This is a genomic window from Neobittarella massiliensis (ex Bilen et al. 2018) (assembly GCF_900289145.1).
Classification (GTDB): Bacteria; Bacillota; Clostridia; order Oscillospirales; family Ruminococcaceae; genus Neobittarella; species Neobittarella massiliensis.
In genome coordinates this window covers 20,655-44,471 of sequence record NZ_OKQO01000005.1, presented here as the reverse complement: position 1 = coordinate 44,471, position 23,817 = coordinate 20,655, and the positions used below count along the sequence as shown (strand labels likewise).

Here is a 23,817-nt window from a genome sequence, read left to right as displayed (position 1 = left end):
CACATGCAGCTTGAGCAGTTACAGCTAGAGGCCTTTGGCCCCTTTGCTGACCGACAGCAGGTGGATTTTAAGGCGCTTAGCGGCAGCGGGATCTTTGTCATCACCGGCCCTACCGGAGCGGGCAAGACCAGCATTTTTGACGGGGTGATGTTTGCCCTGTACGGCCGGGCCAGCGGCGACAGCCGCCCCGCCGACGGCCTGCGCAGCGACTATGCCGCCGAGGACGCGGTGAGCCGGGTACGCCTTGTTTTTACGGTGCGCGGCCAGCGCTACACGGTGGAGCGCGCACCCAAACAGGTGCGCCGCAACAGCCGCGGCAACTACAGCACCTTTAACCAGCAGGCGGCGCTGTATCTGCCCGACGGCCAGGTGCTCACCCGCGTGCGGGAGGTGGACGAGCAGCTGGCCCAGCTGGTGGGGCTGGGGGCAGAGCAGTTTCGCCAGATCGTGCTGCTGCCCCAGGGGGAGTTTCAGCGGCTCTTGCAGTCCTCCAGCGCCGACAAGCAGCTTATTTTTCGCCGCATTTTTGGCACCCAGCTGTTTGCCCGCTTAGAGGAGGCGCTCAAAGCTGAGCTGGCGGCCCAGCAGGAGGCGCTGCAGGCCCACCAGGCCCAGCGCCAATTACTGCTGCACCAGTTAAACGGCAGCGGCGACGGCGCGCTCCAGCAGTTGTTAGATACCGATTATCCCGATGTGGAGGCCATCTGCCAGCTGCTCGAGCAGCGGCAGATGGCGGGGCGATCAGCGCTGGACGAATTGGCCGCGCAGCTAGAGAAAAATCGCCGCGACCAGCAAAAATACCCGCTGGAGCAGATGAGCCGCGACAATGCGGCTATTGTCCAGTTACAGAGCTACCAGCAGGCGCTGGCGGCGCTGGACGAGCAGGCCGGGGAACAGGCGCAGCGCCGCTACCAGCTGGCCCAGATGGAAAAGCTGGTGCGCTGCCGCCAAGCTGCCCAGCAGGCGCAGGAACACCGCGCCCGCCGCGACGAGGCGGCGGCCGGCCTGAAAGAGGCCCAGACCCAGTGGGATGACCTGCAGCGGCGCCGCCGGGAAATAGAGAGCGCCGAGCGGGAGCTGCGGGAGCTGGAGAGCCGCCGCGGCGAGAGCGACCGGCAGCTGCAGCTGGAAAAGAGCAGGTTGGAGAGCCTGCACCTGCGCCAGAAGCTGGAGGGCAGTTTGCAGGACAGTTTGCTCACGCTGCAGCGGCTGGATACGGTAGAGCAGTACGTGCAGTGCTGTGCCGAGCAGGCCGACCTGGCTGCACTGCGCGCCCAGGCGGTGGCACTGCAGGAACAGCTGGCCGAGTTTGGCCGCGCCGGCTGCGCCTGCCGCGCCGCCCAGGAGGAATACGACCGCATCAGCGGCGCCTACCACCGTTCGCAGGCGGGGCAGTTGGCCCAAACGCTGCGCCCCGATGCCCCCTGCCCGGTGTGCGGCAGCACGCACCACCCCGCCCCGGCAAAGACTGTGGACGCCGGGGCCGACTACCCGGCTCTGCAGGCGGCCACGGCTGCCCTAACAGCGGCCACCGCCGCCCTGCGGCAGAGAGACGCCCAACTGGCAGCGGCCTTAGAGCAGCTGAACGGCAGCGATCTGCTGCCGGTGCTGGGCACGCTGTCGGCCCTCAAAGCCGACCCGGCCCTGGCGGCGGGAGCCACTCTGTTTTGCGACGAGCGACAGCAACAGCTGCGCCAAAAACAGAGCCGGCTGGCCGAGGCCTTAGCGGCGTTTTGCCCGGTAGACCAGCTGCAGAAAAAGGGGCTCGACACCGCAGCAGGGGTGGCGGCCAGCCGGGCCGGCGTACAGGGCAAGCGACAGCTGTGGGCCGAGCAGTTGACGGCGCTGCCCACCGGCTGTGCCCAAGAGGTCCAAGACAAGGTGCGCCGGCTGGAAGAGGAGCGGCAGACGAGCGAAAAGCGGCAGGAGGCACTGCGGCGACAGCTGGCCGAGTACGAGCAGCAGCTGGCCAGCTGCCGCGAGCGGCTGGCGATACGCCGCCAACTGGCCGAGCAGACCGCGCAGGCGGTGCGGGAGAGCGCCGAGGCATTGGCGGCGCTGCTGGCCCGTGAGGAGGTACAGCCCGAGCAGCTGCGCCGGACGCCGCCCACCACCGCCCAGCGCCAGCAGCTGCAAGAACAGATCGACCGTTACGAGCAGGAGCGGCAGCGACTGCTGGGGCAAAAAGAGGCGCTGGCGGCCTATGAGGGCCGCGCCCCCAGCGACCTGGAGGAAGCCCGCCGGGTGCTGGACGCCCTGCGCGAGCAGGAGCAGAGCGCCCGCCAGCAGGTGACCGCCTTACAGCTGACCCTGCAAAAGCAGAAGAGCAGTCTCAGCCAGCTACAGCAGCTGTTAAAAGAGCAGGGGCGGTTGGATGAGGCCTACATGCAGGTGCAGGATCTGTACCGGGTGGCCAGCGGAAAAAACAGCCAGCACCTCTCTTTTGAGCGGTATGTGCTCTCGGGTTATTTTGACCGGGTGCTGGCAGCGGCCAACCTGCGGCTGGATCAGATGACACAGGGCAAATATATGCTGCTGCGGCGCACCGAAAAAGAGAAGGGAAACGCCCCCTCGGGGCTGGAGATGGAGGTGCTCGACAGCTACAGCGGCAAGGCGCGCCCGGTGAGCACGCTATCTGGCGGCGAGAGCTTTAAGGCGGCGCTGTCGCTGGCGTTGGGACTGGCCGATGTCATCGGCGCCCAGTCGGGGGGCATCGCCCTGGATACGGTGTTTATCGACGAGGGCTTTGGCAGCCTGGACCCCCAGTCGCTGGAGGAGGCTATGAACACGCTGGAGGCGCTGAAGAAAGAGGAGCGGCTGGTGGGTATCATCTCCCACGTACAGGCGCTCAAAGAGCGGTTTCCGCAGGGAATAGAGGTGCGGCCATTACCCGGTGGCGGCAGCGCGATCCACCAAAAGTAGTGGAAGATATTTACAAAGTTGATTGCAATTGTTTGTGCGCTTTGCTATAATAAGAAAAATCGGCATACGATATGCGCCCGTTATCAGCCCGCCCCGGTACCGGCCAGCGGCGGCTGGTGGCGCGCCTTTAAAAGTATATGTAGGACCGACCCTGCCGCGACCCGGCGGCAGACAGCTGAAAGAGAGAGTACCCCATGAATATTTGGCACGATATCGACCCCCGGCGGGTGGCGCCCGCCGATTTTGTAGCGGTGGTGGAGATACCCGAGGGCAGCAACAAAAAATACGAGCTGGACAAGCAGACCGGTCTGCTGCGGCTGGACCGCATCCTCTACACCTCCACCCACTACCCGGCCAACTACGGCTTTATCCCCCGCACCTATGCCGACGACAGCGACCCGCTGGACGTGCTGGTGCTGTGCTCTGAGCCGCTGGACCCCATGGTGATGGTGGAGTGTTATCCTATCGGTGTGGTGCGCATGATCGACGACGACGAGATCGACGACAAGGTCATCGCCATCCCGCAGAAAGACCCCACCTGGAACTTTTACAAAGATATCAGCCAGCTGCCGCCCCATATCTCCGACGAGATCAAGCACTTTTTCGAGGTGTATAAGGGGTTGGAGCACGGTCACACCACCACCTCGGAGGTGCTGGGCGGCCAGCGCGCGCAGGAGATCATCGAGGAGTGTATGGAGCGCTATCAGGTGCATTTCTGCGGTAAGCGCGTAGACAACTAGCAGCTGCTCGGGGCGCGCTGTGCGGCGCACCCGAGCGCGATCAAAAGCAAAGACGGCGAAAGGCGGAGAGACGTACCGTATGGAGAGAGTGATACTATTTATCAAGGGGATGCTCATCGGCGTGGGCAACATCATCCCCGGGGTGAGCGGCGGCACAGTGGCTGTTATGGCCGGGGTGTACGACGAGCTCATCGGCGCCATCACCCTAAAGTGGAAGGTGCTCAAGAAAAACCTGCAGTTCCTCATTTTGTTGGGGCTGGGCATGGCGGTGGGCATCTTCGCGTTTAGCGGCGTGCTCTCGTACCTGTTTGAAAACTTCCCTATGCCCACCAGTTTCGCCTTTATGGGGCTCATTATCGGCAGCCTGCCCGATATCGCCAAGCGGGCGGCCAAGTCGGGCTATGCGCCCCGCTACCTGTTGCCCATGGGCATCGCCATCGGCGTTATGGCGGTCATCGCCTTTGTAAAGCCCGACTCGGCGGCCATGAAGATCGGCGCGCTGTCGGTATCAAACTTCTTTCTGCTGTTTTTTGCCGGGCTCATCGCAGCGGTATCGATGATCGTGCCGGGCATCAGCGGTTCGTTCGTACTGTTGGTCATCGGCCTGTACGAGCCTATTTTGCACGCGGTGGCCAAGCTCAATATCCCGCTGCTCATCCCGGTCGTACTGGGGGCGGCAGTCGGCATTTTGGGTGGGGCCAAAGTCATCGACTACCTGCTGCACCACTACACCCGCGCCACCTACTTTGCGATTTTAGGGCTGGTGGCCGGCTCGCTGCTGGTGCTGTACCCCGGCTTTACGGTGAACCTCAACGGGCTCATCTCACTGCTCTGCCTGGTGCTGGCGGCGCTGGTGAGCTACCTGCTGACGGTGCTCGATAAAAAGTCGAGCGAGGTGCAGGAAGTGACGGTGGCTAAAAAAGACCCCGAAGCGTAGCGTTTTAGGCGATGAGATGCCCCGTCTCCGCACAGCTGGATGCGCCGGCTGTGCGGGCGGGGTATTTTTATAGTTGCGGCGGACCGGCGGTGGCGCACATGCTGGCGCGTAGCTTGTCAGCCCGCCCACCACAACAGCGGCTGGCCCGCGGCTATTTTATAAAAGAGGTGATCTTATGACCGGAGATATCCATCAGTTTGACCCGCTCGTTCAGGTGGCGGCAGCGGTACAGGGCGACCGGCAGCTCTCGCAGAGCAGCTGGGCCGGGTCGGTGGCGGCGGCGCTGCAGACCAGTTCTGGCACTATCTATACCGGGGTGTGCATCGACACCCCCTGCTCGATGGGCTTTTGCGCCGAGCACGCTGCGGCGGCAGCCATGATATGTGCCGGCGAGAACCGGGTGGTGCGCATGGCAGCGGTGACCGATGGGGGACAGGTGGTGCCGCCCTGCGGCCGCTGCCGCGAGTTCATCTGCCAGCTGCACGCGGACAACGAGCAGTGCCAGGTGCTGCTGCCTGATGGGCAGGTGCGCACCTTGGCCGAGCTATTGCCCTGCCGCTGGGTGCCAAAAGACGGCGGCGAGCCGGCAGACAACTGACCGAATAAGACGGGGACGCCTGTTTTCAGGCGTCCCCGTCTTATTCGCAGGCCGGGAGCGGGCGCACAGGCCACAGATATGCGCAAAAGGCATTTTTCCCTATAAAAGATAAGTATTGGACATCATAGCAGCGGCGCTCTATAGTGAAAGACAGACAGAGAACACTGCGGCGGCACAGGGGGCCGCCCGCCCAAATGATGTAGGGGGGAACTGACTTTTGAAGAAAACAGCGCTTATCGCCTTGGGCCTAGCCTTGGCGCTGCTGGCCGGCTGTGGGCAGCAGCATGACCGGGCGGCCAGCGGCGCCAGCTCGTCTGTTGCCGAGAGTGTGCCGGTACCGGCCGAGACGGCAGACAACGCCTGGTCTACCGACACGCCCGAAAATCACGGCATGGATGGGGCGGTGCTGCAGCAGCTGCATGCGGCGCTGGACCAGAGCGAGATCTATGCGTCGGTGACGGTGCGAGACGGCTATATCGTAGATGAGTATTACCGGGAGGGGTACGGGGCCGACAGCGTATTTCGGCTCAACTCCTGCTCGAAGAGCTTTACCGGGGCACTGGTGGGCATCGCCATCGAGGAGGGGCTGATCGGCGGTGTTGACGATCAGCTGACAATATATTTTCCCCAGTTGGCGGGTACCGAAAAAGGGCAGATCACCATCGGCCAGCTCCTGCAGCATACCTCGGGGCTGGAGTGGCACGAGTGGAACGGCGACGACTCCTCTTTTTTTGAGCTCAACGCGGCGGAAAACTGGGTAGACTACGTGCTGCAAAAGCCGCTGGTGGCGACGCCGGGCAGCTCTTTTAACTACACCACCGGCGGCCCTCATCTGCTGGCGGCGGTACTGGAACAGGTGACCGATGACTCGCTCTTTCACTACGCGCGCACGCACCTGTTCGAACCGCTGGGCATGAGCAGCGTGCAGTGGCGGGCCGACCCGCAAAATGTGTTGGACGGCGGCAACGGCATCGAGATGACCGCCCGCGATGCCGCCAGGTTTGGTCAGCTGTATTTAAACGGCGGCAGCTGGCAGGGGAGGCAGTTGGTGCCCCGGACGTGGGTGGAGGAGTCGACCCGCGCCCAGGTGGGGCCGATCGGCAACTCCGGCTCTTACGGGTACCTGTGGTGGACCCGACAGTTTGGCGCACAGGGGTACGACACCTATTTTGCCATGGGAGCTATGGGCCAGTTCATCTTTGTGGTGCCTCAGCTCGACCTGGTCACGGTGATGACCAGCAGCCCCACCCAACAGGATACCTATGCCCCGTGGCCGTACTTTGCCGATTATATCCTCGCTGCCTGCCACTGAGCGGTGGCCCGCTGCCCCGCGGCTGGCGGCAGAGACGCAAAAGAGATAAAAGACCTGCCACGCGATCTTGATGGCAGGTCTTTTTAGCAGGTATCAAGCCCGGCCCGCGAGCTGCACTACAGCTGCGAGATGGCTGCCAGGTAGATGTTTTTGGCCGTCTCGATCTCGCGAGGATCGATCTTTTCGTCGCGGCAGTGGCAGATCGCGTCGTCGCCGGGCCCGAGGATGACGAATGGGACCCCGGTCTGGGGCACGAACTGGCTGCCGTCGGAGTAGAAATAGAGCCCGCGGTGCACCGGGTCTACCCCACAGCGGCGGCAGGCGTCGTCGACGATGGAGCCAAAGCTGCTGTCTGCCGGCAGCTCGATGGCCGGACGGTCGTTCTGCACCGCCGCCGACAGGTGCAGGCCCGGCCGCTCCAAGCACAGCGATCTGGCGATCTGGCCACTCATCTCGATGATCTGGCGGTTTTGCAGACCGGGCACGGCCCGGATGTCGAAGGTGGCGGTGGCGCTGTCGGGGATCACGTTGGTCTTGACCCCGCCGCTAAAGGTGGTCATGGCCATGGTGGTGCGCCCCAGCAGCGGGTGGGCCGCCCCGGCCGACAGCGCCCCGGCCAGGCGCTGGGCAAAGGTGTTGATACCGTCGATGGCGCTGACGCCCAAGTCGGGGCGCGAGCCATGAGACGATACCCCCTGCGCCGTGACCTGCAGCCACAGCGCCCCTTTTTCACACACCCCAGGCCGGCAGCTGGTGGGCTCGCAGATAAAGGCGGCCACGGCCCGGTCGAACACGCCTGCCTGCTGCATGGCCACCACGCCCATACCGCTGGTCTCCTCGTCACAGGTAAACAGCAGCTCTACATCCAGAGCGGGGGGCTCGCTGGCGGCCAGTAGATGCTGGCCCACCAGGATCATGGCGGTGTCGCCGCCTTTCATATCGGCGCTGCCGCGGCCCCATACAAACTCGCCGTCGTAGTGCCCTGAAAAGGGCGGGTGCTGCCACAGCGGGCCGTCGCTGACCGGCACGGTGTCGATATGTCCCACCAGCGCCACCGAGCGGCTGTGGTCGCGGCCGGGAATGCACACCTGCAGCGAGTGGCGGGTGTCGCTGTGTACAAACCGGCGGGTGGTGGCAGCGGTGCCGGCAAACAGGCCCTCGATAAAATCGGCGATCTGGCGCTCGCCGTCGCCGTCGGTGCGCAGGGTGATGAGCTCTTGCAGCAGGGAAACAGTTTTTTCCATAGGTGACGCTCCTTTATAGTGTGTGCCCGCCGCGGTGACGGGCGTCAGGTGTATAGCTGGCCAAACAGGTGGATGCCGGTGGGGGTGCGAAAGATGTTTTCCAGCGCGGTGTAGCGGCTGCGGTAGTACTGCTCGCTCTCGCCGATGTTGGTGAGAAAATCGGCCTCTACCAGGACCTGGTAGTCGTCGCCGTCGATATCCCGGTAGGTGTGGTGATGGCCGATTAGATAACACACCCGCTGGATGAGCGGCTCTTTGTACCCGAGCTCCTGCAGCATGGATCTGGCGATGGGCGGGCCCTCCTTTTCCTGATGCGGCCCGGCGCTGGAACCGTATTTTTGCACGCTCACCTTGCAGCCCACGTCGTGCAGCACGGCGGCGGCGTACAGGACCTCACAGGTGGGCGGCGGCAATTGCTCGCCGTCGGCGATAGCCACCGCGTAGCCGTACACCTTTAAAAAGTGTTCGATCTGGTGGGGATCGCCGCGGTAGTACTGTGTCATTTTGGCGATCAGATGGCCGAGTTTGGGCATGTTACGGGCTCCTCTCTAAAAAAAATAGTATCCGGGGCTGCTAGGGCAGGACCGTGCCCATACTGCAGTCGCCCACGCCGGTGCGCGACAGGCTGCCAAAGCGGCAGACCAGCCGCCCGGCACCCCAACCGCTGCGCAGGGGCCGGCTCTCGAAAGCGGCCAGCTGCCCGTTTACGATCGTGTAGATGGCGCGGCCGGTATGCCGGTCGGCCACCGTGACGTTGGCGGCGGCACCGCAGCCCAGGTGGCCCAGCTGTTGCTCGAACCAGGGATTACCGGTGCGGGCAGAGAGGATATGGGCGGGGTTTTTGGTCATAAGGGCCACTGCTTTAGACAGCGGCAGCACGCCCAGATCGCACAGTTCGAACAGGGCGGGAATATTGTCGCGGCTGTCGCCGAAGCCCTTCATGGTGGCGTCTCCCTGCCCGTCGGAAGCGAGCACCTGCACCCGGCCTTCGGCCAGGGCCTGATAGCACAGCTGCTGGGCGCGGCTGTCGATGCGCAGCCCTTCGCGGCAACCGCGATTTTGACGCATCATGCTGGCGAGCAGCTCGCCGTCGATATTGGGCTGTGCCAACAGGTCGAGCACCTGCTTCATGTCGGCGGCGCCGTCGCCGAAGGTGCCGCAGCCGGCGGCCGAGGCGTGCCCCAGATAGAGCGGGCGCCCCTTAGACAGCGCGGCCATGCGGCAGGCGTGCTCGGGGTCTTGGGTGTGGGTCATGAACAGCAGCCCTGCACGGGAGGTGACGGAGAAGATGCGCTCGGCGCTCTCGTCGCTCAAAATAAAGTGGCCCATGTGATCTTTTACGCCGATGATCTGCATGCCGGTAGCCACCCCGATGGGGTTGCGGCTGAGCTTTTGCAGCGCCACCTCCCGCACCAGCGTACCGGTGAAATAGGAGACGAGCTCCTCGTCATCAAGCGAGGTGGCCAGCAGCGCCGGCGCACCGGCATATACCCCGGCACTGATGGGCAACCCGCGGTCAAACTCGGCCCCCAGCAGTGAAGGGGCCAGCAGCGTGTTGCCGGCCCCGGGGGAAAAGGCGACGGTCACCCCGTCTGCGGCGGCGTGGGCAAACGGATCGGTGCTCACCTCGAACAGGTCGCCCAGGTGCAGATGCATATCGATCAGGCCGGGAAAGACATACAGGCCGCGGCAGTCGATCACGGTATCGCCGGGCTCGGTGGGGATGTGCGGCTGGCAGCTGTGCACGACGCCGCCCAGCAATGCCAGATCGCGCGGTTCCTCGACGCCGTTTTTGGGGTCGACGACCAGTCCGCCCTGCAGCAGCAGCCGGCCGCCCGCCGCCGGTGGCGGGCAGTGCAGGCCAGCAGCTGTGGCGGTGGCGACGCCGGTCGGGGCCGGCGGTAAGGTGCGGTAGATCAAGTGGCTCACTCCTTTATAGCGGGCCCTGACAGCAGGGCCCGGTGCTTGCCCCTATTTTAGCACAAAAGACGGCCGGCACAAAGGGGCAAACGCTGCCCAGCGCCGGCAGGTGGGTAAAATGTTGCGGGATCGGCCGCCATCGGTGCGCGCCGCCAGATGAAAAAAGAGCGCCCCAGCCGGTGGCGGGAGCGCTCTGTTGCGATCGGGACTACTGTACCGGCAGGCCGGTGGCCCGCTGTAGCTCGTCCAGCAGCTGTTTCGTCTGCTGTTGGGTGGGCAGGCTCAAAAACACCCATTTGTCGGGCAGCTCGACAGCGATATACCAGGGGCAGGAGGCGTAGGTGTACACGCGGCTGGGGCCGTATCCCTTTAGGTTAAAGTTGCCAAAATTGTATCGGCGGGAGGAAGCTCCACCCACCCGGGTGCCGGAGAGGTGTTCACTGGAGACCGCGAGCGACTGCACTTCGCCGGTAGCAAACGACCAGTCAAACCCGGCGGCGTCGATCTCGACGGTGGAGCGGTCGGGTGAGAGCGCGATCTCGGCGGTGGTAAAATCCATGCGCACGAGAAACAGGCAGATCGCCCCGCAAAACAGCAGGATACCGGCGACCATGGCGTAAAATCGGCGCCGGCCGCCGGCGGTAGCCATGTTGTAGCAATTTTGAAAGCCGGGGCGGGGCTCTACCTTATAGCGGCTGTCGCGGGGGTTATAGTAGTGGCCGGACAGCCAGTATACATCGTCGTCGCAGACGGCGGGGCGGGTATCCAGTGCCAGGATCTGCCGCTGGGCGGCCTGTACCCGGTGGCCGATGTACAGATATCCCAGCAGCGGCGCCAGCGACAGTGCCAGCAGAGCGGTCAAAACGGCCCAGCTGCTGGGAGCGGTACCGAAGAGGATAAAATACAGAATGAGTTCGAGCAGGCTGTCGGCCGCCGCCAGGCCAGCCCAAAACCCGGTATACAACTGCCTGGATACGGCATTACAGGCGGTGTTTACGGCCGGATCTTTGCTGAAGGTGGTCTTGGGCGCGCGGCGCTGCCAAAAAAACAGCGCACAGAACCCCAGCGTGACAGCCAGGTGAGTGCCGGCAAACACCGGTTGCCACACACCGGCGAGGCCGGCTGCCAGCAGCGCGTGGAGAAACATACCCACCGCCACCAGCAGTGAGGGCAGCAGCCACCAGGGGCTGATAGCGGCCGGCGGCTGTTCGGTGATGTCGATGGTGGCCACCACCGGCTCGCCGGTGACCCAGACGTTTTTTTGCTTGAGCGCATACAGCCGGCCAAACCAGCGTTTTTGCAGCGCGCTGCCGCCCCAAAGGACCAACAGGTAGTAAAAAATGGTGTGCAGCAGGCCCAGCGAGGGGTAGTCCTCCAGCAGCGGCAGGGGCACAAGCGGGAGCAGCGAGAGCCAAAATGCCCGCCAGCAGGTTTTTTTATAGGCAGTTACCAGAGTCGTTACCTGCGGGTCATCTACTGCCCAACCGGGCAGCGTTACCCCCAACAGGCGCGACGGGGTACCGGGATGGACAGTACAGCGGGCCGAGGAGAGCATGTTATACAGCACACAGCCGGCGCCGATGAGGTCGCAGCCCACCAGGATGATGGTCATGAGGAACACGGTGTATCGCCCCCTTCACCGGCCGGCTTTTGAGTGATCGACCGGTAGCACTGGGCGCACAGCTGCAAAAATTCCCGCTGGCTCAGTCCGCCGATACCCGCCTGGGCCGCCAGCAGCGCCAGATCATCTTGCAGCTGGGCACAACAGGCCTGACCGCTGGGCGGAGTACTGCTGACAACAGTGCCGCGCTTGCGGTCGGTCACCACAAAGCCCTGTGCCTTGAGCAGGTTGTAAGATTTTTGTACGGTCATGGCGTTGACCCCCAGCTGGCCGGCCAGTTGGCGCACCGAGGGCAGCTTTTGGCCGGGGAGCAACTGGCCGGCGGCAATAGCCAGCACCAGCTCGTTGCGCAGCTGCAGATAGAGGGGTACATCGCTCTGCAGGTCGATCCGGATGAGCATCAGCAGGTCTCCTCTCCACTACTGTATATCTGTATTATATATAGTAATACAGATATACAGTAGTGTCAACATAAAAAACAGCCCGTCACCTGGGGACGGACTGTAGAAGATGATATAGATGACAGCGCAGTAGATCGACAGGCTGGCGATATGGCTGGAGACGTACAGCTGATTTTGAGCCTGACCGCCGCGAAAGGGCAGACCTGGATCTGCTTTGTACAGAGAGACAGAGCAGCCCCACCGCCATTTTGACCGGCCGCGTACCACTGCAGCAGCAGATACTGCCGCTATAGTGAAAGCTCTCGCTAAGAGGTGAGGTGCAGAGCACCGGTGACCAAACTTTGCAGCACGAGTAGTGTGGCGGCGGGTGGCACGGCCGCGCCCGGCGCACACCGATATCGGTGGAACATAACGTGTGGGACACGCGGCAGAGCGCACATCCCGACGGCCCGGCGCTATCCGTGCAGCTTGCCCAGCACCCGGCCGCTGCAGGTGATGTTTTCAAAGCGGGAGAGGGGAATATCGGCGTAGCGGGGATTGAGAGAGACGAGATAGTCGCCGGCATACTTTTTGAAAAATCCCTCGCCGTCGAGCACGAAGATGCCCAACTCGCCGGGGAGCACCGACGGTTGCTGTTTGATGAGCAGGATGTCGCCGTCGTTATAGTCGGGCCACATGCTGTCGCCGCTGACGCGCAGAGCAAAGTCGGCCTCTGAACTGGCGGGGACCGAGATGGGCTCGCTGTCGCTGCCGTCGAGGTACACACCGGTACCGGCCGAGGCGGGCAGCGCGTAGAAGGGGATCTGTTTTTGCGGCTGTAGGCGGGGCCAGAAGTCGGGTGTTAGAATGTTGGTCTCCTGACCGGTGATGCGGCTGTATTCCCGCTCTAAGATCAGGTCGACTAGCTGACGGCCGTCACGGTCCAGCGCCTGGTAGCGGCGCAGGTGTTCAGCGGCCGCGCGGTCCTCGGCCTGCAGGGCGGCCTGGGGGGGATAGTGGCCCTGAAAGAGAAAGTTGGCATCGCAGCCCAGCGCCTCGAATAGGGCGTAGAGCACCGGCTCTTTGGGATGGCTGACCCCGCTCTCGTAATTGCCGATAGCCGACTTGGTGACCCCCACCGCCTTGGCCAGCTGCCCCTGGGTGAGGCCCAGCTGCTCCCTGGCGCGGCGTATCTGTTTGCCGATGCCCATAAAAAGGTACCCCCTCTATAAAAAAGCGGCTGCTCGCCGCCAGTTGCACAGTGTCTGCTGCCGACGGGTAGAAAGCGGCGGCAACTTTTCTCACTGCACCCATGTGCAGAGATCTTCTAATAAGAGAATAGCACAGGCCGGTACTGGCGTCAAGCAAAAAGATCAAGAAACTTGTGAAAATGTGCTTGACAAGTCAAGAAACTTGCGATAAACTAAGTTCATACAAGAAACTTGGACACCGGCGAGCTGGACGAGCTCAGCCACTTGACGATAGATAAGACCACCGTTGTGGCAGGAGGAGAACCCGTGAAGAGATCTAAAAATGTGCTGACCGTACTTTCACTTTTGACTTTGTTTTTCACCGCCGCCGCCAGCGACGGCGGCAGTCTCAGCGGCCTGCAGATCTTGCTGTTGTGCGGCATTAGTCTCGTGGTACTGGCGCTGTGCGTGGGCAGCGGCCATACAGCCAGCACTCGCAAAATGGCCCCCAAAGCCGCACCGCGGCCCGCCTCTCGGTCGCCGCGAGTACGCCCGGCCCGGCAGGTGGCGCATTGCCCCGGTGGCCGCGCTGCATAATTCCCCCACGAGCTGTGTAAAAGCGGCCGCTTAGATAAGCAGCACCCCAATATTCACCCCGTACGGGGCACAGAGCTCTGCCGTGTGGAGCCAGGTGCCGGCCACCGGGAGCGACAGCATAGCGCCTACCCGGCGGCAGAGAACAAAAAAGAGAGAGACGGTCATCCGTCCCTCTCCTTTTATGTTTAAAGCACCGTTATCTAAAATCGACTGCACACCGGTACTTGCGCAGTCGATAAAAAACTGGGCACGATGGGGCCAGCCAGATTCACTGTTTCGGTGCGAGGTCTGGTTGATGGACTGTAAAATAGCCGTGCTCGGTGCGCAGATCTTTTGTTTTGGCACAGAGAGATCACGGGTATCGCCAAGTACAGAACGCCGCCGACAGCCGGGGCATATGATCAAAATACCTGGTGAGCAGTGCAGCGGCGGATCGAGCGATCTTTTTTGGTACCAAGTGCCGCTCAGTGGCTCTTTTTTATGGTCGACAGCCGGTAGAACAGCAGACAAGAGAGCCCGCCCAACAGCCCGGTACATAAAAACAGTACGGCCATCCCGCTGCCGGGTCCGCGCCCCACCAGCGCTTGCAGCCAGTGGGCAGGGGCGCTGGAGCCGGCCATAAAGGGCTCTAGCACGCGGTCGGCCAGCAGCCCGCCAGAGAGGATGGCCACCGGGATGGTACACCACTGGATGGCCCCGCGCACCGCAAATACCCGACCCTGCATGGCCAGCGGCACCCGCTGATACCACAGCGCCTGACTGCCGGCGTTGATGACGGGGACAGGCAGGCTGGCCGCCAGCCCGGCGAGGCACCACAGAAGCGGACCGCGCCCCACCGCCATGAGCAGGTCGCCGCAGAGAAACGAGCATACAGCCGGCAGGTAGATCATGCGCATACAGTCGTGTTGGCGGCGGTCCAGTGAGACTGCCAGCCCGCCGATGATGCCGCCGATACCGATGACCGCTGTCACCTGGCCCAGTACCTGGGCACTGCCGCCGCTGCGGGCCAGTATCATGGGCGAGAGGATATTTTCGTAGGTGAGGCGCGAAAAAAAGTTGATGAGGGCCATAGTGAGCACCACTGTCAGCAGCTTTCGGTCGCGCCGCAAAAACGTGAGGCCCTGCCGGCAGCCGGCCAGCGGCGATGCAGTACGTTGGGGCTGCGGCTGTTCGGGTACCGAGATAAGGAGCCAGAGCGGCAAAAAGGCGGCCAAAAAGGTGAGCAGATCGACGGCGATGACCAGCCCCAGCCCACCCAAGGCCAGCAGTGCCGCCGCGGCCATGGGGGCCGCTACAGCGGTGAGGTTGCCGGCTAAAGAGGACATGCCGCTGGCTCTGGTGCGCGCGTCGGCGGGAACCAGGATGCCGATAGCCACCGTTTGAGCGGGCGACTGAAAGGCGTTCATCAGCCCGATGACGGCATTTACCAGGTAGATGTGCTGTATCTGCAGTGTGCCCGTTGCCCACAGCAGGGCGACAGCCAGCGAGCACAGGGCCGCCAAACCGTCGGACCACAGCATGATGAACCGCTTGTGGTGGCTGTCGATAAAGCCGCCGCAGAAAAGACCTACCGCCACCCAGGGCAGATAGGTGCAAAAAGCCATGAGCGAGACGGCTGTGGCACTGCCCGTCTGCTGATACGCCCAGATCGTGAGGGCAAAGCTGGTCATGGCACTGCCCAACTGAGAGACCGACTGACTCAGCCAAAACAGTAAAAACGAAAAGGGGAGATGTCTGGTATTTTTCACGGGGAACCTCCTTGTGCGCTTGCGGTGTGTGGCGAGCGGCAGGCAGGGCCCGGCGTGGGGACGAGCTACTCTGTGCAGTTATGTCCCGCTGCTGGCGCCTGCACAGAGTAAACGGTTGAGAAGCACGAGATATTCCCCCTTTTTTGGCAGCGGTTACAGCTGCCTTCTCTTTATTCGCAGTGTAGCACGAACCGGTGCTGCGAGCAAGCGTGTGCGGTACACAGCGAATAAAAAGGGCGGGCAGCTGCTGCGCTGCCCGCCCTTGATACGGCATTTCTGTAAAACAGACTTCTACTCAGGAGAAATAGCAAAAGCGCTGTACGTCGAACACCCCGCGGTCGGTGATGCGAACCTCCGGGATGACCGGCAGGCACAGGAAAGATAAGGTGAGATAGGGGTCGTGCTGCTCACTGACGCCGATCTGGCGGGCACACCGGATAAATTGGGCGCTCTGACGCTCCAGCGTGTGGGCGTTCTCGTCGCGCATCATACCGGCTACCGGCAGCTCGATGAGCGAGAGCACCTGCCCATCTTGCACCACGATGTAGCCACCGCCGGCGGCAGCCAGCGTCTGTACGGCCAGACGCATGTCGCCGTCGTTATCGCCCACTACGACCAGGTTGTGGGAGTCGTGCCCCACCGTGGAGGCGATGGCTCCGTGCAGATCAAAGCCGCGCACCACCCCCAGGCCTACGTTGCCGCTGGCGGTGTGGCGGTCGAATACCGCTACTTTGTTGAGACCCTGCCCGCTGACGAACAGACCGTTTTGGCTGGGCACCCGCTCGTAGAGCAGCTGGGTGGTGATCTGGTGGGGGACCAGGCCAATGACCGGGAAGTCTTTATCCGCGGGGACCGGCAGGTCGAAGCAGCCGTCGGTCAGGGGGGCCAGGTGCACGGTCTGTTTGAGCGGCGCGGGTACCGAGATCTCGGTGGCGAGGAGCGGAGCGCGGGTCTCGGCGCAGCACACGCCCCGGTGGTACACTGCGTGGATGGCCACCTGTTCCAGGTCGTCGAGCACCACTAGGTCGGCCTGATAGCCGGCGGCCACAGCCCCCAGGTGGTCCAGCCCGTAGATGTGGGCGGCGGTATAGCTGGCACAGCGATAGGCAGTGGCCGGGTCGAGACCCAGTGCGATCGCTTTTTTGATGTTGTGGGAGATATGCCCCTGCTCGCTGATATCTTCCAGGTGCTTGTCGTCGGTGCAGAAAGCAACCCGGTCAAATGAGGCCCCCACCTCGAGCAGCGTGGAGACCACACACTCGAGGTTTTTGGCAGCCGAGCCCTCCCGAGCCAGGATATAGAGACCTGCCCGCAGCTTGTCGAGCACCTCCTGCGGTTTTGAGCACTCGTGCTCGGTGCGCACACCGGAGAGCACATAGCTCTCGAGCTCTTTGCCGGAGAGCAGCGGGGCATGACCGTCGATGACGCCGCCGGCAAAGGCCTGCAGCTTTTGGTGCACATCGGGGTCGAGGCCGTTTACCCCCACGTAGTTCATCATCTCGCCCAGGCCCAAGATATCGGGCTGGCCCCGCAGGGGGGCCAGGTCGCCGGCGGTGAGGGTGGCACCACTGGTGTCGAGCGGGGTGGCGGGCACGCAGGAGGGCAGCATGTAGTAGATGTTGCAGGCGGCGCCGCGGGCGCTCTGGCGCATGAACTCGATACCGTCGAGGCCGCAGACGTTGGCGATCTCGTGGGGGTCGGCGATGAGGGTGGTGGTGCCCCAGGGCAGCACCTGGGCGGCAAACAGCCGCGGGGTGACCATAGACGACTCGATGTGCAGGTGGGCGTCGATAAAGCCGGGGACCACATAGCGGCCGGCAAGATCAACCTCCTTCTGGCCGGTATACTGGCCCACGCCGACGATGGTGTCGCCGCAGATGGCGACGTCGCCGGGCAGTATCTCGCCGGAAAAGACGTTGAGCACCCGGGCGTTTTTGAGTACCAGCTGGGCCGGCACCTGGCCCTGTGCGGCCCGCATCATCTCATCAGTGACAGTTTTCATGCGATATACCCCTCCCGAAAAATGTTTCGAAATTGTAAATTTCGTCTATTATACCCTTATTGCGACAACTTTTACAACCCTATTTGACCCACTGCCGGCAAAATTGTAAAAATGACTGCTGGGGCGGGGAGCGGACTGACAAAAGCTGGCCAGTTTTACCTACTGGCCGACCGTTTGAAAGCGGCCGGGTGGTGTGTTACACTGGGGGAAATACGCAGGGGGCAGACCTGGCGACCGCGCGGCTCCGCTGAGCGGCTTTTACGGGAGGACCGACGCAGGGCGACTTGCTGTGAGGTGCCGGGTACTGCCGACGGCGTTTACTTTACGGGAGAGAAAACGGTGGGGCTTTGCAGCGGGTGTAAAGATTGGCAGCCGATAGACCGGCGGCCGGTACTGCGCCGCAGTGTACAGCGGTGCTTTTATGCCGCCGGGGACTGGGTGCCTGACAGGTGACAAGTGGCAGTCGCGTTTGTGGGCGGGGCCAGTATCTGCCGGCTGTGGCGGCGTGTTATACAGCATAGGAGAGGGGAGAGGACGATGGCGGCGGACCGACTGTTTGCCATGACCTGCCTGCTGCTGCAGCGGGGGCAGATGACGGCCGGAGAACTGGCCCGGCATTTTGAGGTGAGCGAGCGCACTATTTACCGGGATATAGACGCCCTGAGCGCGGCGGGGGTGCCGGTGTACGCCCAAAAGGGGCGGGGCGGCGGCTTGGGCCTATTGGAGGACTACGTGCTGGCCCGCACCTATTTGGACACCGAGGAGCGCGAGGCGCTGCTGACGGCGCTGGAGAGCTTGCAGGCGGTGGGGCAGGGGGGCGACAGCGCACTGGTGAAGCTGCGGGGCCTGTTTGGCCGCCACCGGGAGAGCTGGCTGGAGATCGAGTTTTCTGGCTGGGGCGATACGGCGGGACTGCAGCAGCGCTTTGAGCAGGTGAAGACCGCTATTTTGCGGCGGCAGTGGGTGCTTTTTACCTACTACAGCGCCAAGGGGATAGAGAGCGAGCGGACGGTGTGGCCGGGCAAGCTGTGTTTTCGCGGCCAGGACTGGTACCTGTGCGGATGGTGTGCCCAGCGGGCCGACTGGCGCTACTTTAAGCTGCGGCGCATGCAGCAGTTACAGTTGGATGACCGCGGCCGACCTGCCCCGACCGGTCTGCCCCCGGCCCCGGTGCTGGGAGCAGACCACCGCTATGGCGGCGGCCCGGAACTGGTGCTGCACATTGCCGCTGAGCGGGGGTACCGTGTGCTGGATGAATTTGCCCCCGAGCAGGTGCGGCGACTGCCCGACGGCAGCTTTGAGGTACATGTACACATGCCGGAGGACGAGTGGCTGTATGGGTATCTGCTCTCGTACGGCGGTGGGGTATGGGTAAAAGAGCCGGTTCACATTGCCCGCGAGCTGGCCCGCCGGGCAGCTGTGGTGGCCGCCGAGCTAGCGCGGGGCGACAGATAGAGAGACCGGCGGTGCGGTACAAACGGGGCACAGCGATCACCGGGGGTGGACTGGTGCAGTGCTGGTGCAGTGCTGGGCGGCACGAAACGGCCACTTTTGCTTTTCCTTTAAAGTGTGCGCCCTGAACAGGCGTTGGAAGGCATATTGACAACTGGCGATATATTATGTAAAAATTATATGTAATGACAAAGAGGAGATGGTGTTTATGTACGTACTGCTGAAAGCTCATCGCATAGTGGGGGCTATTGCGATAGGCCGGGTGGCAACTTAATTTGTCGGAGTAGTTCTTGCTATGCCTTATTGGGAAAGACCAATGAAGGAGAGCAAGATTAGATGAGTTACAGATCTGCAACAGATATACTGCCTGCTGAACTGGTGGGTGAGATCCAAAAATATATAGACGGCGCATATCTCTATATCCCCAGCCGCAAACGGAGAACTTGGGGGAGCAAAAACGGAACGAGAGAGATGCTAAAGCAGCGAGATCAAAAGATCTACCGGGATTATCAAAACGGAGCCGGCATAGAGGCGCTGTCTGAGAGGTACCACCTTTCTGACAAAGGTATACAAAAAGTACTTACCGCGCAGAGAAAACGAGAGCGGTAAAGAGTAGAGAGTAGAAAGAGGGCTGCAAGGTGACTTGCGGCGCTCTCTTTTTTATTTGGCATGAAAACTGTAGGCTGGAAAGTGCCGGACAGCTGCTCTATAATAATGGTGGTGAGTGGTGGGAATATTTCTAATCGGTTTAAAAAGGAGCGGCTATGCCTGCTATTTCGGTAGAGCTGGTGACCCGGCTCATCAGGGAGCAATTTCCCCAGTGGGCGGATCTGCCCATACGTCCCGTTGCCCAGAGCGGGCACGATAACCGGACGTTTTATCTGGGTGAAAATATGACTGTTCGGCTGCCCAGCGGGGCGGCGTATGTGCCGCAGATCGAAAAGGAGGCCGAGTGGCTTCCATACTTGGCACGATTTCTGTCGCTGCCCATCTCATGTCCCATCGTTCGGGGGAGAGCGGGCAGCGGTTACCCGTTTGTGTGGTCGATAAACAGGTTTGTAGAGGGCGAGACGCTGTGCCGCGAAAATATAACGGATCTAGAGCGCCTGGCGGTGGACTTGGCGGCCTTTTTGCGGGAGCTGCAGCGCATAGATACCCGGGGCGCGCCGGCGGCGGGCGCACACAACTTTTATCGGGGCGCTGAACCTGCCGTTTACAGCCGACAGGTAGAGAGCGCCCTGAGAGAGCTGGAGACGGACTTGCCGGTGGACGCGCTAAAACAGCTCTGGCAGCGCGCGACCGCCACCCGGTGGACCTCGGCGCCGGTATGGCTCCACGGGGATGTTGCCCCGGGCAATATTTTGGTGCGTGACGGCACACTGTGTGGGGTGATCGATTTTGGGATCATGGGCGTTGGCGACCCCGCCTGTGACTATGCGATGGCCTGGACATTCTTTGACCGCCCCAGCCGCGTGCGCTTTTTAGAGGACCTGGACCCGGGCACGATAGACAGAGCGCGGGGTTGGGCGCTGTGGAAGGCGCTGATCACCTACCGCTCGTCCGAGCCCGGGGCAGCTGACAGCGCCAGGCACACGCTGGATGTGATCTTAGAGGAATACGACTGGATGATGGCAGGAGGATAATGGGATGAATACACCAACTCTGAAAACAGAGCGCCTGATCTTGCGCAAATTTACCGAGAGGGATATCGAGGCGCTGTACCAGATCTTGAGGGATAAAGAGGTCAATCGGTTTTTGCCGTGGTACCCCCTGCAGAGCATGGAGGAGGCCGAGGCGTTTTATCAGGAGCGATATGCCGCCAAATACGCCGAACCGCGCGGCTACCAGTACGCGATCTGTTTAAAGAGCGACGACCGTCCCATCGGCTATATCAAGGTGGATATGCAGGAGCACCACGATTTTGGCTACGGGCTGCGCCGCGAGTTTTGGCACCGGGGGATCGTTACCGAGGCGGGAAAAGCGGTGGTAGAGCAGGTGAGAGCGGATGGACTGCCCTACATTACGGCGACCCACGATGTGCAAAATCCCCGCAGCGGCGCGGTGATGCAGAAGTTGGGCATGACCTACCGCTACTCGTATATAGAGCAGTGGCAGCCCAAGGATGTTCGCGTGACTTTTAGGATGTACCAGCTGAATTTTGACGGCAATGAGCAGCGGGTATATAAAAAGTACTGGAACCAGTACGCAGAGCACTTTGTGGAGGTACTGTAGGCACCGGTTGGTGCTCACTGTGCGGTATAGCGGACAAAAGAGAGACAGCAGGCCCGGTGTTAGACCGGGCCTGCTGTTTTCTTTTGGGGATGAGCGTTTTGGGGAGTGGGGGGTAAAGGCATGTGGGAGGGCAGGTCGTGCGGTCGTGCTCGGCTGGCGGCGACTGTTGGTGTGGGGAGAGGAGCTGTATGGGAGCTATGAGAGTTGTACGCGGCGGGGGAGTAACTGGATCGATCGCCGGGATCGCCGGTGGTGTGGTGGTCTGGTGGGCTGATGATCGGGAGGATTGGGACAAGTAGCGGCGGACCGGCGGGAATGGCAGAACAAGAGTGTGGCAGTTTCTTGGGACGGTAAGATAAGGCGGTGCGTGGGGGGGATATGTTGTTTATGCGCGATGGGGGAGAACTGGGCTGTAGTTGGCGCTGATAGTCTGAGGATATGGGGTCAGTCGCTGCAAATGGGTGGATGGTGCGGCGTTGAGATGGGTGAGTTTATTGAGGTGGAGAGGTAGGGGCACAGGTGGTTTTGCTGTATGGTCTTGTGCGGGAAGTGGTGAATTTTGGTGTGGGGAGAAAGGGCTCACGGGGACTTACTGCTTGTGTGTGGTGGGGGAGAGCTGGGCTAGGTATCGGTGTTGTCGATGGCCTGGGAGTATGGGGCTGGTGGTCGTGGACGGGTAAGCGGTATGGCTTGGCGTGCGGGTGACTTATTGGGGTAGAGGTGGTTCTGATGGTGTGAAAATATATGGTTGATGGCGACTGTTGAGGCGGGGGCGGGGGCTGTACGGGAGCTCTGTTACTTGTGCGCGGTGGGAGGAGGATAGGCCGAATGCCGGTCGGCGCCGATGGCCTGGGAGGTACGGAACTAGTGGCTGTGGCCGGGTGAACGGTACGGTGTTTGGAGTGCGGGTGGCTTATTTGGGTGGAGAGATAGGGGCACAGGTGGTTTTGCTGTATGATCTTGTGCGGGCAGTGGCGACTTTTGGTGTGGGGAGAAAGGTCTCACGAGGACTTGCTGATTGTGTATGGTGGAGGAGAGCTGGGCTGGGTATCGGTGTTGCCGATGGCCTGGGAGTATGGGGCTAGTGGTCGCGGACGGATAAGCGGTATGGCTTGGCGTGCGGGTGACTTATTGGGGTAGAGAGATGAGGGTAGAGGTGATTCGGATGGTGTGAAAATATATGGTTGACGGCGACTGTTGAGGCAGGGGCGGGGGCTGTACGGGAGCTCTGTTACTTGTGCGCGGTGGGAGGATAGGCCGAATGCTGGTTAGCGCCGATGGCCTGGGGATATGAGTTCAGTAGCTGCAAATGGGTGGTTGGTGCGGCATTTGTTTGGGTGGGCTTATTAAGGTGATAAGGTAGGGGCACAGGCGATTTTGCTGTATGGGTCCTGTGCGGTCGGTGGTGACTTTTGGTGTGGAGAGAAAGGGTTATATGGGGACTATACTGCTTGTGTACAGTGGGGGAGAGCTGGGCTGGGTACCGGTGTTGTCGATGGTCTGGGAGTATGGGGCTAGTGGTTATGGACAGGTGAGCGGTGGAGCGTTGGAGTGCGAGGGGCTTATTGGGGTGGAGAGATAGGGGCACAGGTGGTTTGGCTGTATGGTCTTGTGCGGGAAGTGGTGACTTTTGGTGTGGGGAGAAAGGGCTATGTGGGAACTATACTGCTTGTGCGTGGCAGGAGAGCGGCTGGATCGGGTGCCGGGGTCGCTGGTGGTGTGGTGGCCTGGGCGGTTGGAACAAATGGCGGCAGACTGGCGGGAATGGCAGAATAGGGGTGTGGCGGTTTATGGGGGTAGAGGGATAAGGGACACAGGTGATGGGGCTGTGTTGCTTTATGCGCGGTGGAGGAAAAACGACCGGTCGACGCGGATGATCTGGGGATATGAGGACAGTGGTTGCGGATAGGTCGGTGTGGCGGATTTAGGGGAGAACTATTTAGATTGATAAATAGGGGGATGGGGATTTGTGGGATGAGTTTGACCGGAGAGTGCGGTTGAAGGTCGCGGTGGAAATATGGCGAGAGTTGAAACATGGGGACCGATAGCAGAAGAACAGGCGATCGTTAGGGACGGCTATCTGCTATGGGCGGTACAAAAAATGGGGCGGGTGGGGAAAGCTGACAGGCGGCTGTCAACTTTAGGGGTGTATACTGAGGGCAGAAAGGATGGGTGGTACAGATGGAGAAGGTGGATTTTAAGAAATTGGAAAAGGCGTTTTACCTGCCGGGAAGAGAGCCCGAACAGATAAAGCTGCCGCAGATGCCCTACATAGCGGTGGACGGCACCGGCGCGCCGGACGGGGAGAGCTACCAGCAGGCCATGGAGCTGCTTTACGGGCTGAGCTTTACCATTAAGATGAGCCGTATGGGCAGCTGGCAGCCGGCGGGATATTACGATTACGTAGTGCCGCCGCTGGAGGGGATGTGGTACGCCGACAGCATGGCGCTGGAGCGGGAGCAGTGGCGATGGACCTCGATGATACGGCAGCCGGAGTTTGTGGACCAGGCAGTTTTTACATGGGCGGCGGCACAGCTGGCGGCCAAAAAGCCGCAGCTGCCGGTGGCGCGGGCGCGCTTTTTGTACCACAGCGACGGGCTGTGCGTGCAGATGATGCACCGGGGCAGCTATGCCAGCGAGGGGAAGAGCTTTGCAGCCATGACCGCTTTTATGCAGGAGCACGGGCTGGTGCAGCGGGAGAGCTGGCACCGGGAGATCTACCTGGGGGACCCGCGGCGGACCAGGGAGGAGAACCTGCGCACAGTGCTGCGGCTGCCGGTGCGGCAGGTGTAAAATAGCAGATACGATAACGGTTTATATCGATAAAAACGCGCCGGACCGCGAGAACCGGCGCGTTTTTTGGCATTTTAAAAGTGAAATACCAGACTTTATAAAGTGGGGGTGTTGGCGGTGAAGAGCGGA

19 protein-coding genes are annotated in these 23,817 nt (G+C 61.7%); 11 read left to right on the top strand and 8 right to left on the bottom strand.

Annotation, left to right across the window (positions count from 1 at the left end):
• The first annotated feature begins 3 nt into the window (after nucleotides 1-3).
• The 5 genes from C6Y32_RS07750 (at nucleotide 4) to C6Y32_RS07730 (ending at nucleotide 6,509) form a co-directional block, all read left to right on the top strand.
• On the top strand, nucleotides 4-2,922 hold the full coding sequence (locus C6Y32_RS07750; protein WP_105204739.1) for an AAA family ATPase: 2,919 nt from the start codon (nucleotides 4-6) through the stop codon (nucleotides 2,920-2,922).
• 194 nt (nucleotides 2,923-3,116) lie between these two features.
• Nucleotides 3,117-3,662: an inorganic diphosphatase gene (locus C6Y32_RS07745; RefSeq protein WP_105204738.1), complete on the top strand. Its 546-nt coding sequence runs from the start codon at nucleotides 3,117-3,119 to the stop codon at nucleotides 3,660-3,662.
• A 79-nt stretch (nucleotides 3,663-3,741) separates the two neighbouring features.
• Nucleotides 3,742-4,599 carry a DUF368 domain-containing protein gene (locus tag C6Y32_RS07740; protein WP_105204737.1) on the top strand — a complete coding sequence of 286 codons (858 nt, stop codon included), beginning with the start codon at nucleotides 3,742-3,744 and terminating at the stop codon, nucleotides 4,597-4,599.
• A gap of 175 nt (nucleotides 4,600-4,774) precedes the next feature.
• Nucleotides 4,775-5,197, top strand: coding sequence for a cytidine deaminase family protein (locus C6Y32_RS07735; RefSeq protein ID WP_105204736.1), 423 nt, complete (start codon nucleotides 4,775-4,777; stop codon nucleotides 5,195-5,197).
• Nucleotides 5,198-5,414: 217 nt separating this feature from the next.
• On the top strand, nucleotides 5,415-6,509 hold the full coding sequence (locus C6Y32_RS07730; RefSeq protein WP_105204735.1) for a serine hydrolase domain-containing protein: 1,095 nt from the start codon (nucleotides 5,415-5,417) through the stop codon (nucleotides 6,507-6,509).
• Between the two features lie 116 nt (nucleotides 6,510-6,625).
• Here the strand turns inward: C6Y32_RS07730 and C6Y32_RS07725 are convergent, their stop codons facing one another.
• The 6 genes from C6Y32_RS07725 to C6Y32_RS07695 all read right to left on the bottom strand — a co-directional run bounded on the left by C6Y32_RS07725 (nucleotide 6,626) and on the right by C6Y32_RS07695 (nucleotide 12,885).
• The gene (locus tag C6Y32_RS07725) at nucleotides 6,626-7,753 is read right to left on the bottom strand and encodes a M20 family metallopeptidase (RefSeq protein WP_105204734.1); all 1,128 of its coding nucleotides are present in this window, start codon (nucleotides 7,751-7,753) and stop codon (nucleotides 6,626-6,628) included.
• 44 nt (nucleotides 7,754-7,797) lie between these two features.
• Entirely contained in the window at nucleotides 7,798-8,286 is a 489-nt protein-coding gene (locus C6Y32_RS07720; RefSeq protein WP_105204733.1) for an HD domain-containing protein, read from the bottom strand.
• Nucleotides 8,287-8,326: 40 nt separating this feature from the next.
• Complete coding sequence (locus tag C6Y32_RS07715) at nucleotides 8,327-9,673, bottom strand: amidohydrolase family protein (protein WP_243562622.1); 1,347 nt, start codon at nucleotides 9,671-9,673, stop codon at nucleotides 8,327-8,329.
• Nucleotides 9,674-9,881: 208 nt separating this feature from the next.
• Nucleotides 9,882-11,294, bottom strand: coding sequence for a hypothetical protein (locus tag C6Y32_RS07710; protein ID WP_105204732.1), 1,413 nt, complete (start codon nucleotides 11,292-11,294; stop codon nucleotides 9,882-9,884).
• On the bottom strand, nucleotides 11,282-11,695 hold the full coding sequence (locus C6Y32_RS07705; RefSeq protein ID WP_105204731.1) for a GntR family transcriptional regulator: 414 nt from the start codon (nucleotides 11,693-11,695) through the stop codon (nucleotides 11,282-11,284). Before C6Y32_RS07705 ends, C6Y32_RS07710 begins: the two co-directional genes overlap by 13 nt.
• A 455-nt stretch (nucleotides 11,696-12,150) precedes the next feature.
• The gene (locus C6Y32_RS07695) at nucleotides 12,151-12,885 is read right to left on the bottom strand and encodes an XRE family transcriptional regulator (RefSeq protein WP_105204729.1); all 735 of its coding nucleotides are present in this window, start codon (nucleotides 12,883-12,885) and stop codon (nucleotides 12,151-12,153) included.
• A gap of 306 nt (nucleotides 12,886-13,191) precedes the next feature.
• On the opposite strand from C6Y32_RS07695, the gene C6Y32_RS07690 reads away from it, so the two are divergent.
• Nucleotides 13,192-13,461, top strand: a complete 270-nt coding sequence (locus C6Y32_RS07690; protein ID WP_105204728.1) for a hypothetical protein — start codon at nucleotides 13,192-13,194, stop codon at nucleotides 13,459-13,461.
• Between the two features lie 464 nt (nucleotides 13,462-13,925).
• Here C6Y32_RS07690 and C6Y32_RS07685 read toward each other — a convergent pair whose 3' ends face one another.
• Together C6Y32_RS07685 and ade are read right to left on the bottom strand one after the other, a co-directional pair.
• Nucleotides 13,926-15,209 (bottom strand): MFS transporter, encoded by a 1,284-nt coding sequence (locus C6Y32_RS07685; RefSeq protein WP_105204727.1) that lies wholly within the window; start codon nucleotides 15,207-15,209, stop codon nucleotides 13,926-13,928.
• A 295-nt stretch (nucleotides 15,210-15,504) separates the two neighbouring features.
• A complete protein-coding gene (gene ade, locus C6Y32_RS07680) occupies nucleotides 15,505-17,211 on the bottom strand; it encodes an adenine deaminase (protein ID WP_105204726.1) in 1,707 nt (568 codons plus the stop codon).
• A 537-nt stretch (nucleotides 17,212-17,748) separates the two neighbouring features.
• Here ade and C6Y32_RS07675 point away from each other — a divergent pair.
• The 5 genes from C6Y32_RS07675 to C6Y32_RS07640 all read left to right on the top strand — a co-directional run bounded on the left by C6Y32_RS07675 (nucleotide 17,749) and on the right by C6Y32_RS07640 (nucleotide 23,688).
• On the top strand, nucleotides 17,749-18,666 hold the full coding sequence (locus tag C6Y32_RS07675; RefSeq protein WP_105204725.1) for a helix-turn-helix transcriptional regulator: 918 nt from the start codon (nucleotides 17,749-17,751) through the stop codon (nucleotides 18,664-18,666).
• A gap of 333 nt (nucleotides 18,667-18,999) precedes the next feature.
• A complete protein-coding gene (locus C6Y32_RS15855; protein ID WP_105204724.1) occupies nucleotides 19,000-19,272 on the top strand; it encodes a CD3324 family protein in 273 nt (90 codons plus the stop codon).
• 155 nt (nucleotides 19,273-19,427) lie between these two features.
• Entirely contained in the window at nucleotides 19,428-20,306 is an 879-nt protein-coding gene (locus tag C6Y32_RS07665; protein ID WP_105204723.1) for an aminoglycoside phosphotransferase family protein, read from the top strand.
• Nucleotides 20,307-20,310: 4 nt separating this feature from the next.
• Nucleotides 20,311-20,895 carry a GNAT family N-acetyltransferase gene (locus tag C6Y32_RS07660; RefSeq protein WP_105204722.1) on the top strand — a complete coding sequence of 195 codons (585 nt, stop codon included), beginning with the start codon at nucleotides 20,311-20,313 and terminating at the stop codon, nucleotides 20,893-20,895.
• A gap of 2,181 nt (nucleotides 20,896-23,076) precedes the next feature.
• Complete coding sequence (locus tag C6Y32_RS07640; protein WP_105204718.1) at nucleotides 23,077-23,688, top strand: GyrI-like domain-containing protein; 612 nt, start codon at nucleotides 23,077-23,079, stop codon at nucleotides 23,686-23,688.
• Nucleotides 23,689-23,817: the final 129 nt, after the last annotated feature.